10 protein-coding genes are annotated in these 11322 nt (G+C 73.2%); 5 read left to right on the top strand and 5 right to left on the bottom strand.

The window, feature by feature from the left end; translation table 11 throughout:
• The first annotated feature begins 40 nt into the window (after window positions 1–40).
• Complete coding sequence (locus BKA14_RS41985) at window positions 41–2200, top strand: elongation factor G-like protein EF-G2 (RefSeq protein ID WP_184956276.1); 2160 nt, start codon at window positions 41–43, stop codon at window positions 2198–2200.
• Here the strand turns inward: BKA14_RS41985 and BKA14_RS41980 are convergent, their stop codons facing one another.
• The 3 genes from BKA14_RS41980 to BKA14_RS41970 form a co-directional block, all read right to left on the bottom strand.
• The gene (locus tag BKA14_RS41980; RefSeq protein WP_184956275.1) at window positions 2201–2695 is read right to left on the bottom strand and encodes an HIT family protein; all 495 of its coding nucleotides are present in this window, start codon (window positions 2693–2695) and stop codon (window positions 2201–2203) included.
• 9 nt (window positions 2696–2704) lie between these two features.
• A complete protein-coding gene (locus BKA14_RS41975) occupies window positions 2705–3745 on the bottom strand; it encodes a GGDEF domain-containing protein (protein WP_184956274.1) in 1041 nt (346 codons plus the stop codon).
• A gap of 113 nt (window positions 3746–3858) precedes the next feature.
• Entirely contained in the window at window positions 3859–4743 is an 885-nt protein-coding gene (locus BKA14_RS41970) for an ADP-ribosylglycohydrolase family protein (RefSeq protein ID WP_184956273.1), read from the bottom strand.
• A 97-nt stretch (window positions 4744–4840) separates the two neighbouring features.
• Between BKA14_RS41970 and BKA14_RS41965 the strand changes: the two genes are divergently transcribed.
• The 4 genes from BKA14_RS41965 to BKA14_RS41950 all read left to right on the top strand — a co-directional run bounded on the left by BKA14_RS41965 (window position 4841) and on the right by BKA14_RS41950 (window position 9490).
• A complete protein-coding gene (locus BKA14_RS41965) occupies window positions 4841–5530 on the top strand; it encodes a response regulator transcription factor (protein WP_184956272.1) in 690 nt (229 codons plus the stop codon).
• Between the two features lie 104 nt (window positions 5531–5634).
• Window positions 5635–6930 carry a HAMP domain-containing sensor histidine kinase gene (locus BKA14_RS41960; protein ID WP_239092628.1) on the top strand — a complete coding sequence of 432 codons (1296 nt, stop codon included), beginning with the start codon at window positions 5635–5637 and terminating at the stop codon, window positions 6928–6930.
• Window positions 6931–7082: 152 nt separating this feature from the next.
• Window positions 7083–9317: an RICIN domain-containing protein gene (locus BKA14_RS41955; RefSeq protein WP_184956271.1), complete on the top strand. Its 2235-nt coding sequence runs from the start codon at window positions 7083–7085 to the stop codon at window positions 9315–9317.
• A gap of 14 nt (window positions 9318–9331) precedes the next feature.
• Window positions 9332–9490: a hypothetical protein gene (locus BKA14_RS41950; RefSeq protein WP_184957307.1), complete on the top strand. Its 159-nt coding sequence runs from the start codon at window positions 9332–9334 to the stop codon at window positions 9488–9490.
• On the opposite strand, the gene BKA14_RS41945 is transcribed toward BKA14_RS41950, so the two are convergent.
• Window positions 9469–10491 (bottom strand): adenosine deaminase, encoded by a 1023-nt coding sequence (locus tag BKA14_RS41945; RefSeq protein ID WP_184956270.1) that lies wholly within the window; start codon window positions 10489–10491, stop codon window positions 9469–9471. The genes BKA14_RS41950 and BKA14_RS41945 overlap by 22 nt on opposite strands.
• A gap of 13 nt (window positions 10492–10504) precedes the next feature.
• Entirely contained in the window at window positions 10505–11266 is a 762-nt protein-coding gene (locus tag BKA14_RS41940) for a trans-aconitate 2-methyltransferase (RefSeq protein ID WP_184956269.1), read from the bottom strand.
• Between the last annotated feature and the right edge of the window lie 56 nt (window positions 11267–11322).

The following is an 11322-nucleotide window of genomic DNA, read 5'->3' as shown; positions in this document are numbered from 1 at the left end:
ACAGCGTCGTAACAGTCACGAAACGACGGGAGCGGCAGCCATGGCCCAAAAAACCTCGGAGAAGGGGCTCAACGGCGCGGCGGCGCCGGTGGTGACCGAGCCCGGCAGAGTACGCAACGTGGTGCTGGTGGGACACTCCGGCGCGGGCAAGACCACCCTGGTCGAGGCCCTGCTGGCGGCCACCGGGACGATTTCCCGGGCCGGTTCGGTGGCCGAGGGCACCACGGTGTCGGATCACGACCCGGCCGCGATCCGTCAGCAGCGCTCGGTCGCGCTGGCGTGCGCGCCCCTGGTCCACCAGGACGTCAAGATCAACCTGCTCGACACCCCCGGGTACGCCGACTTCGTCGGGGAGCTGCGCGCCGGCCTGCGGGCCGCGGACGCCGCGCTCTTCGTCGTCTCAGCCGTCGACGGCGTGGACGACGCCACCGTTGCCCTGTGGGAGGAATGCGCCTCGGTCGGCATGCCCCGGGCCGTGGCGATCACCCGGCTCGACCACCCGCGCGCCGACTACGAGGAAACCCTGGCCACCTGTCAGGAGGCGTTCGGCGAAAATGTCATGCCGATCTATCAGCCCATGCTGGGCGACGACGGCGAATCCGTGGTGGGCCTGATCGGCCTGGTCACGCTGCGCGTGCTCGACTACTCCGAGGGCTACCCGCCGCGCGCGGGCGAGGCGGAGCCCGAGCATCTCAACCCGATCGCCGACGACCGGAACGCGCTCATCGAGGGGATCATCGCCGAGAGCGAGGACGAGTCGCTGATGGACCGCTACCTCGGCGGCGAGCTGATCAGCACGGCGACCCTGCTGCCGGATCTGGAGAAGGCGGTCGCGCGGGGCAACTTCTACCCCGTCATCCCGGTCTGCGCGGGCACCGGCGTCGGGCTTGACGCGCTGCTCGACGGGCTGGTCAGCGGGGCGCCGTCGCCGCTGGAGCACGAGCTGCCGGTGGTCACCGGCGTCGACGGCTCGGCCCGGCCGCCGCTGACCTGCGACCCGGACGGCCCGCTGGTGGCCGAGGTGGTGAAGACGACCATCGACCGGCACGTGGGCCGGGTCTCGCTGGTGCGGGTCTTCTCGGGCACCCTGCGGCCGGAGCAGACGCTGCACGTGTCGGGGCACGGCATGGCCGAGCGCGGCCACCCCGACCACGACGCCGACGAGCGGGTCGCGCACATCTACTCCCCGCTCGGCGCCCAGCTGCGCGAGGTGGGCCAGTGCGTCGCCGGTGACATCTGCGCGATCACGAAGTCGGGCAGCGCCGAGACCGGTGACACGCTCAGCAGCAAGGAACTGCCGCTGCTGATGGAGCCGTGGTCGATGCCGGAGCCGCTGCTGCCGATCGCCGTGGTCGCCAAGTCGCGCTCGGACGAGGACGCGATGGCCAAGAACCTGGCCCGGCTCGTGGCCGGTGACCCGACCATGCGGCTCGAGCGCAACCCCGACACCCATCAGCTGGTGCTCTGGACCATGGGCGAGTCGCACGCCGACGTGGTGCTCGACCGGCTCCGCGCGGGCGGCGTCGAGCTCGACACCGAGCCGGTCAAGGTGGCGTTGCGCGAGACGTTCGGCTGCGGCTCGCAGGGCCACGGGCGGCACGTCAAGCAGTCCGGCGGTCACGGGCAGTACGCGGTCTGCGACATCCGGGTCGAGCCGCTGCCGCGCGGGTCGGGCTTCGAGTTCGTCGACAAGGTGGTCGGCGGGGCGGTGCCGCACAACTACATCCCCTCGGTCGAGAAGGGCGTACGGGCGCAGCTCGACCGCGGCCTGGTGGCCGGTTATCCCGTGGTCGACCTGCGGGTGACCCTGTACGACGGCAAGGCGCACAGCGTCGACTCGTCGGACGCCGCGTTTCAGACCGCGGGGGCCCTGGCGCTGCGCGAGGCGGCCACGAACGGGCAGCTCACGCTGCTCGAGCCGATCGACGAGATCGTGGTGCGGGTGCCCGACACCTACGTGGGGGCGGTGATGAGCGACCTCTCCGGGCGCCGGGGCCGGCCGCTGGGCAGCGAGGCCGACGGCGACGGCGCGTACAGCCTGGTGCGGGCCGAGGTGCCGGCCACCGAGCTGGTGCGGTACGCGGTCGAGCTGCGCGCGCTCTCCTCGGGCGCGGGCACGTTCACCCGTACGTACGCCCGGCACGAGCCGATGCCCCCGCACCTGGCCGAGACCGTGAAGAAGGAGTCGGCCGCGAAGTAGCTAAGGCCACGCCCCGATGAGCAGGCGGCGGGTTTCGTCGAGCAGCTGGGGCAGCACCTTGGTCTGCCCCACCACCGACATGAAGTTCGCGTCGCCGCCCCACCGCGGCACGATGTGCTGATGCAGGTGGGCGGCGATGCCCGCGCCCGCGATGGCACCCTGGTTCATGCCCAGGTTGAAGCCGTGCGGGCTGCTGATCGACCGGATCACCCGCATCGCCGTACGGGTGAAGGCGGCGACCTCGACCGTCTCGGCGTCGGTGAGATCGGTGTAGTCGGCCACGTGCCGGTAGGGGCAGACCATGACGTGCCCGGGGTTGTACGGATAGAGGTTGAGCAAGGCGAACACGAGCTCGCCGCGGGCCACCACCAGGCTGCCGGCCTCGGGATCGCTCGGGGCCGCGCAGAACGGGCAGCCGTCGGGACGGTCCTCACCCGTGACGTAGTCGAGGCGGTGCGGCGTCCAGAGCCGCTCGAGGCCGTCGGGATCGCTCACAGGGGCACCCTACGTCAGCGCGGGCTCGGCCTCCGGCACCCCGTGCAGGTGGTGACCGCCCCCGCCGCGGCGCTTGGCCCGATACATCGCGGCGTCGGCCAGGCGCAGCAGTTCGTCCGGGCCGGTGACCTCGCTGTGCGACAGGGCGATGCCGACGCTGGCCGGGGTGCGCAACCGGTGCGGCCCGATCGGGATGACCGCGTCGAGCGACGCGACGATCCGCTCGGCCACCACGACGGCGTCCCGGGCCGAGGTCAGATCCTCGGTGATCACCACGAACTCGTCGCCGCCGAGCCGGCCGACGACGTCCTCGGCCCGCACGCATTCGTGCAGCCGCGCGGCCACCGCCTGCAGCAGCTCGTCGCCGACGTGGTGCCCGTACCTGTCGTTGACCTGCTTGAAGCCGTTGAGGTCGAGTAGCAGCACGCCGGCCGGGCGGCCGCTGCGCCGGGCCCGGGCCAGCGCGGCGCCGAGCCGTTCGCGCAGCATCGCCCGGTTGCCCAGACCGGTCAGCGGGTCGCTCAGGGCCTGATCGCTCAGCTCGGCGGTCAGGGCCACGCCGGCCAGTGCCGGCGCCACCTGGCCGCGCAGGGCCTGCAGGGCCGGGAAAACCTCGGCCGGCAGGTCGGCGTCGGCGCTGACCGCGAGCGTGCCGAAGAACCGGCCGCCGGCGGTCAGGGACAGCTGCGTGCCGTGCCGGTCGGTGGCCGCGCCGAGGTCGGTGCAGCCCGGAGCGGCCACCGCCGCGCGGGCGCCGGGAATGTCGGCCAGCAGGGCGCCGGCCGCCTCGACGGCGAGCCGGTGCACGTCGGCCCGAGTGGTGGCGGTGATCAGCGCGGCGCCCAGCTCGCCGAGGACCCGCTCGCGGGCCACCGCCCGGCGCAGCGCGCGCAGGTCGGCGTCGCGCCGGGCCAGCACGCGGACCACCATGAGCAGCACGGCGATGACCACCGCGGCCTGGGCGGCGCCGGACCAGGTCCGGTGCAGCACGGACCAGGCCGCCGTGACCGCGAGGCCGGCGACGACGACGAGATTCGTACCGCGGAGCATGCCCGCTGTTTCGGCCCGCCGGCGGGCGAGCTGAGCCGGCACCGGGTAGCGAACCGGTTGGTTCTCGCCCTAGGCCCGTTCTGTAACTGGACCCTGCGGCAGCCCCGTCCCCGTTACAGAACAGGCCTCAGCCACCCGGGCAGCGGCTCGCGGGCCGCCCGCCAGCCGGCCGGGATGCCGTCGATTCCCGTGTACGCCGCCACGATGCCCCCGGCGATGGCGCAGGTGGTGTCGACGTCGCCGCCCGCGCGCAGACAGGCCGCGATCGCCGCCGGGTAGTCGTCGAGGAACCGGTCGGCCACCCAGATCGCGAACGGCACCGTGTCGCGCGCCATCGCCCTGGTCCCGTTGCCCAGCTCGTACGCCGCCAGGCCGGGCTCGGTGAGCCGGCCGGCCGCGATCAGGCCGTCGCGGACGAGCCCGTCGGGGGTGTGCGCGGCCACGGCGCCCAGCAGCGCGGGCCGCACCCCGTCGAGCCGGCCCGCCGCCGCGGCAGCCGCGGCCACGGTCACCGCCACTCCCCCGGCGACGCCCTCGGCGTGGGCATGGGTGACCTCGGCGGCCCGGGCGCCCTGAGCGGCCGCGTGCGCCAAGGAGTCGGCGTGCCAGGCGCCGAGCGGGGCGGCCCGCATGGCGGCGCCGTTGCCGGCCGAGCCCTGCCCGTCGAAGGCCGCGGCGGCCGCGATCGGCCAGGGCAGTCCCTCGCGGATCTCGCGCAGCATCACGACCGCGCCCGGGCCGTAGCCGCGATAAGGGTCGTGGTGGCGGCCCAGCAGCTCGGCGAACGTGTCGCGGTCGAAGTCACCCTCCGCGAGCACGGCGACCAGGCAGCACGCCTCCTCGGTGTCGTCGGTCCACGGCCACGGGCCGGGTGGCGGGGCGGCCGGATCGACCGCCGACACGAAATGCTGGGCGCCCAGCGCGTCACCCACGCTCAGGCCGGCCAGGCTGGCGAGGGCCAGCGCCTTGCGCGTATCGGGAAAAAGAGTGAACGACATCGGCACAACGGATGGTATTCCACCACGCTCGGTAATCGAGAGGTGTCCCTGCATCACCGGTTAGGCCCTGGCTGCCGGGCGCAGTACCTTCTTCGGCATGGCCACGGTGTTGCTCGTCGAGGACGATCACGTCGTGCGCGGTGCCATGCTCCGATCGCTCGCCGACCGGGGGCATGCCGTGCACGCCGTCGGCACGGCGCTGGACGCGCTCCGGCGGGTCGCCGCCGAGACGCCCGACCTCGTCGTGCTCGACCTCGGTCTGCCCGACCTGGACGGTTCCGACGCCCTGCGCATGCTGCGCGGCATCACGGACGTGCCGATCATCATCGCCACCGCCCGCGACGACGAACAGACCGTGGTGCGGTTGCTGCGGGCCGGCGCCGACGACTACATGGTCAAGCCGTTCACCGGCGCCCACCTCGACGCCCGCATCGGCACGGTGCTGCGGCGCGTGGGCCGGGCCAGCCGCACCGCCCAGCCCGCCGTGCACGAGGTGGGCGAGCTGCGCGTCGACATCGGCGAGCGCAGCGCCACCCTGGCCGAGCAGCCCCTGGCGCTCACGCGCAAGGAGTTCGATCTGCTGGCCTATCTGGCCGCCCGCCCGGGCCGGGTGGTTTCCCGTCGTGAGCTGTTGGAGGAGGTATGGCGACAGCCATCGGTCGGCGAGGACCAGACGATCGACGTTCATCTGTACTGGCTGCGCCGGAAACTGGGCGAGTCCGCGGCGAAACCTCGCTACCTGCGCACCGTGCGGGGGGTCGGATTCCGGTTGGTGGCGCCGGACTGAGGGGCCGCCTGGCCTACATCACCGCCGCGACCACCGCCGTCGCCGCCCTCGCCTTCCTCGTCCCGCTCGGCTGGGAACTGCGCAACGACCACCGCGACCAGGCGATGAGCGCCGCCGAGCAGCAGAGCGCCAAAGTCGTGGGCGCGATCACGGCCGGCGCCGGGGCCAAGGGGCTGGCCGCCGCGACGGCCGGCACCGGGGGCCGGGTCAAGGTCTACGGCCCCGGCGCGACGACCGGCGGCCGTGCCTCCGGTGAGGAGGTCCGGCACGCGGCCGGCAGCGGTTCGACGGTGACCGAGGAGGTCGACGGCGGCGTCGTGCGCCTGGAGCCGGTGACGGCCGGGACCCGTACGTCGGTGGTCGAGGTCTTCGTGCCCGACAGTGAGCTCAGCGCGGGCACCGCGGGCGACTGGTGGCTGCTTCTCGGCATCGCGCTGGCCCTGGTCGGGGGCAGCGTCGTCGTGGTCGACCGGCTGGCCCGGGGCGCGGTCAACTCGGCCCGCAACCTCGTGCAGGTGGCGATGGCCGTGGGCGGCGGTGACCTCGGGGTGCGCATCCAGCCCTCCGGCCCGCGCGAGCTGGCCGAGGCCGGTTACGCGTTCAACCGCATGGCCGATCGGCTGGTGACCTCGCGCACCAACGAGCGCGAGCTGATCGCCGACCTGTCGCACCGGCTGCGCACCCCGCTGACCGCGCTGCGCCTGGACGCCGAGGCCCTCGACCCGGACGACACCCAGATCATCAGCCTGAGCCCCGACGAGATCGACCGGCGGCGCGGCATCCGGCGCATCCGGCAGGCCATCGTCACCCTCGAGGGCGAGGTCAACCAGCTCATCAACACCACCCGCAAGGCCGTCGCGGCCCAGGTCGCGGCCGCGCCCGAGACCGGGGTGTGCGACGCCAGCGAGGTCGTGCGGGAACGGATGACGTTCTGGTCGGCGCTGGCCGGCGACCAGAACCGCAGCTATCGCGTGGCCGGGGCAAGTGTTCGCATCCCCGTACCTGTTGCCCGCGCCGAACTGGCTGCCGCGCTCGACGCCATTCTGGGTAATGTGTTCCGCTACACCCCCCAGGGAACGGCATTCGAGGTGGGCATCTCACGGCGTGACGGATGGGTCGCCGTGCGTGTCGACGATGCCGGTCCCGGCATCCCCGATCCGGAGAACGCAATGCAACGTGGCCAGAGCAACCAGGGTTCGACAGGCCTGGGGCTCGACATCGCCCGCCGGGCGGCCCAGTCCGCGGGCGGCTCGGTCAGCCTCGACCGCGCGGCCATGGGCGGCGCCAGCGTGGTCATGCTCTTCTCCGACGCCGAGGCGACGCCCAAACAGGCGAGCCGTTTCGGCCTGGTCGGCCGGCTGGCCCGGGAACGCGGCGGCCGCCCTGCCCGGTCCGAGTGAAGCGGACCAAGTTCTTGCTTAGATCTGTATTAAAGGCGTTCCGCTCGCCGGGCCGGGCTGGCAGTGTTCCCCCCGATCCCATCCGGTCTCCCGGTTCGACGCCCGCACCCGCGAGCCGGCGAGGCCCCCGCGCGGTGAGGGGTGGTAACCCCATGACCACCTCCCACCGCGCGCCCGCAAGACTAGGAGTGGCCTTGTCCGCGCACCGCCCGCCGGCCCCGCGTGGTCACCGCCGGGCCGTTTCCCGGCGGCCCCACCGGCTGGTCCCGGTGGCCCTGGGCCTGGCCCTGCTGGGCATCGGCGGGGTCGTCGGCCCGAGCGTGGTGGACAACGTCGCCGGCAGCAACGGCTCGCGCAACTTCGCCCTCACCGCCCTGCCGGCCGACAAGCCCGATCAGGGCCTGGTCTATGAGGGACTCAAGCCGGCCAAGGCCGGGTCGCTCTGCGCGGGGTCGTACGAACTGGACAAGCAGACCTGCACGCACGGCCCCGACGAGGCGCCGGCCGGGCTCAAGGTGCGCACCGCCGTCAGCCCGGTGACCGCGAAGGCCCCCGAGCCCAAGAACCCCGTACGGGAATCCGCCGCGGCCACGCCGACCGACGCCGAGATCGCCCGCGACGAGGGTGGCAGCGCGCTGACCGCCGACGCGCCGGCGCTGGTGCCCGACGCGGCCCCCGGCGACGCCGACTTCATCATGGGCGCGCACGACGTGGCCTGCGAGGGCGACGGACGCAGCGGCAAGCGGGTCCAGGTGCTCTACCTCCACGAGTACGGCACGCCGAGCCGTTACAGCGAGTTCGTGGGCTCGATCCGCAACTGGTCGGCCGGCGTCGACCAGATCTTCGACGAGAGCGCGGCCGAGACCGGCGGCTCCCGGCACGTGCGCTTCGTGACCACTCCGCAGTGCCGGGTCGACGTGTCCGAGGTGCAGTTGCCGACCGGCGGGCTGGCCTCGTTCGCCGGCAGCATCGCCGCGCTGGACAAGCTGGGCTACAACCGCACCGACCGCAAATACCTGATCTTCGCCGACGCCACGGTCTACTGCGGCATCGCGACCTACGTCGCCGACCGGCGGCCGGGTCTGGGCAACCGCAACAACGGCGGACCGTCGTACGGGCGGGTCGACTCGGGCTGCTGGAGCTCGGCCATGGCCGCCCACGAGCTGACCCACACGCTGGGCGCGACGCTGATCGACTCGCCCAACTCGAGCGGCGCCGGCGGCTGCCTCGACGAGTACGACCTGCTCTGCGGCCCCGACCGTTCGGGCCGGCAGGTGCGCACGGCCTGCCCCAAGAAGAACGAGATGCGGCTCGACTGCGGCAAGGACGACTACTTCAACACCAACCCGAAGCCGGGCAGCTACCTCGACGAGAACTGGAACATCGCGCGCAGCGAGTTCCTGCTGCGCAGCGACGGCGGCGACGACATCCCCGACGCGATCGGGGCGCCCCAGCCGGTCGAGACGCCCAGCGCCGCCCCCAGCCGGCCCGCCGCCCCCACCCCGACCGCCGTGCCCACCCCGACGGCGACCGAGCCGGGTGAGGCCGATGGCGGCGGCGACGCCCCGCCCTCGCCTGGTGTGCCGCCGAGCGAGTCGGCGCCGGCCTCCGAGCCCGCCGATCCGGTCGAGACGCCCGGTGACGAGGCCGGCGTGCCGTCGGTGCCGGTCGCGGCGACCACCGCGCCCCCGGCCGAGCCCGCCGCCGGCGTGCAGGCCGAGCCGGTGCAGGCGGTCGTCGAGGTGCGCGACGCGACCAGCGGCTCGGTGCGGCTCAACTGGAGCGCGGCGTCGGCCACGGCGACCTATCAGGTGCTGGTCGACAACGAGCCGGTGGCGACGACCAAGGCCACCCGGGCCCGGCTGATCGGCCTCAAGCCCGATGCGAAGTATCAGGTGACCGTCAAGTCCGGCCCGAAGTACACCGCGCGGGCCACGGCCGAGACGGCGCCCGCGGCCCGGCCCGCCGAGAATTCGTGGTTCACGCTGACCAACGCCCTGACCGGCGGCGCGGCCAACCTGTACGCCGCCCGCGGGACGACCGGCACGCCGATCACTTTGAGCAACGCCGACGACGACGCCCAGCAGCAGTGGCAGCTCGTGCCGGCCGGCAACAAGACGTACTCGATGGTCTCGCGGGCCTCCGGCAAATGTGTCGGCCCGCTCGGCCGCGAGCCGGTCGCGGGCGCACCGCTCGTCCAGACCGATTGCGACACCAGCGCGGCGAAGTGGACCCTGCAGGCCTCGCCCTACGGGTTCACGCTGCGCACCACGGACGGCGGCCTCGTGGCCGGCGTCGGCGACCAGCGGTACGGCGCCCACCGGGTGCTCGTGCTGCAGGCCGGCAACGACCAGCGCTATCAGAGCTGGACAGCGGTACCCGACTAGGCGGGAGGCAAGCTGTGCGCGACACCCTGGAACGCCCGATGACCGAGCCCGAGGAGGGCCCGGCCAGGTTCACCAAGCGGCGGCTGGTGCGCTGGATCGCGGTGCTGACGATCGGCATCGTCGTCGTGCTGGCGATCTGGCAGGAACCCCTTTACGCGCTCCGGCCCGAGTAGGCGTCGATCTCGGCGAGCAGGGCGGCCTTACCCGACGGGTCGAGGAAGCTCTGCTCGACGGCCGCCTTGGCCAGCCCGGCGACCCCCTGTTCGTCGAGGCTGAGCAGCCGCGCGGCCACCGCGTACTCCGCCTCCAGCGTGGTGCCGAACATGGGCGGGTCGTCGGAGTTGATGCTGATCGGCACGCCCGCGCCGACCAGCGCGGCCAGCGGGTGCTCCTCGATCGCGGCGACCGCACGGGTGCGCACGTTCGAGGTGGGGCAGACCTCGAGCGGGATCCGGTGCTCGGCCAGATAGGCCATCAGCTCGGGGTCCTGCGCCGCGGCGATGCCGTGCCCGATGCGTTCCGCGCCGAGTTCCCGTACGGCGTCCCACACGGTCTGCGGCCCGGTGGTCTCGCCGGCGTGCGGCACGCTGCGCAGCCCGGCCGCGCGGGCCTGGTCGAAGTACGGCTTGAACTGCGGCCGGGGCACGCCGATCTCGGGGCCGCCCAGCCCGAAACTGATCAGACCCTCGGGCCGCTCCTCGAGCGCGATCCGCAGGGTCTCCTCGGCCGCGGGCAGACCGGCCTCGCCCGGAATGTCGAAGCACCAGCGCAGGTCGATGCCGAACTCGGCCGCGGCTCCCCGTCGTGCGTCCTCAATGGCCTCGCAGAAGGCCTTGGCCGGGATGCCCCGCTTGACGCTGGAATACGGCGTGACGGTCAGTTCGGCGTACCGGACCTGCTGGCGGGCCAGCTCGCGGCCCACCTCGAAGGTCAGCACGCGCACGTCCTCGTCGTCGCGGATCAGGTCGACCACGGTCAGGTAGACGTCGATGAAGTGGGCGAAGTCGCGGAACGCGAAGTAGTCGGCCAGCGCGGCCGGGTCGGCCGGCACCGGCGAGGCGCCCTCGTGCCGGGCGGCCAGTTCGGCCACGATGCGCGGTGAGGCCGAGCCCACGTGGTGCACGTGCAGCTCGGCCTTGGGCAGGCCGGCGATGAACGAGGTCAGCTCGGTCACCTCGAGTCCTTTCTCACGAGCGTTCGGTCCGGGCCACCACGAAGATGCGGCGGAACGGGAACGCGACGTACGGGCCGGTCGCCGGATAGGCGCCGGACAGCTTCCGGGCCAGGTCGGCCCGGAAGGACTGCCATGCATTGTCGTCCAGGGCGGCCTTGACGGGCCGCAACGCCGTGCCCTCCATCCAGCGCAGCACGGGATGCTCACCGGCGACCGGCAGCAGGTGCAGGTAGGTGGTCTCCCACGCGTCCACCTCGGCGCCGGCCCCGGTGAGCAGCGCGGCGTATCCGGCCGGTTCGTCGACGGGGGCCTCCCGCAGCACCTCGCTCAGGCCGTAGCGCTGCCCGACCTCGCGCAGCAGCACGTGCGAGGGCGCACCGAAGTTGCCCGGCACCTGCATGGCCAGCCAGGCGCCGGGGGCCAGCTCGCGGGCCCAGCGGACGAGCAGGTCGCGATGCTCGGGCACCCACTGCAGGGTGGCGTTGGTGATCAGCACGTCGACGTCGGGTCCGGGCCGCCACTCGCGCACGTCACCGACCCGGAACTCGGCCGGGCCCCCGTGCGCCAGCGCCTTCTCGATCATCTCGGGCGAGGAGTCGACCCCGGTCAGGCGGGCGCCGGGCCACCGCTCGGCCAGCGTCAGGGTGAGCTCGCCGGGGCCACAGCCGAGATCGGTGACGGCTCGGGGCCGTTCGGCGCCGACCCGGGCGGCCAGGTCGAAGAACGGGCGCGAGCGCTCGGAGCCGAAGCGACGGTAGACGGCCGGATCCCACATGATCGTCCTCCCAAACCGTACGTACGTTTTGCGAGCACGATAACACCGGAAGAGTA

The sequence above is a fragment of the Paractinoplanes abujensis genome (assembly GCF_014204895.1).
Taxonomy (GTDB): domain Bacteria; phylum Actinomycetota; class Actinomycetes; order Mycobacteriales; family Micromonosporaceae; genus Actinoplanes; species Actinoplanes abujensis.
The sequence above is the reverse complement of the archived record's forward strand: the minus strand, read 5'-3'. Positions and strand labels throughout refer to the sequence as shown.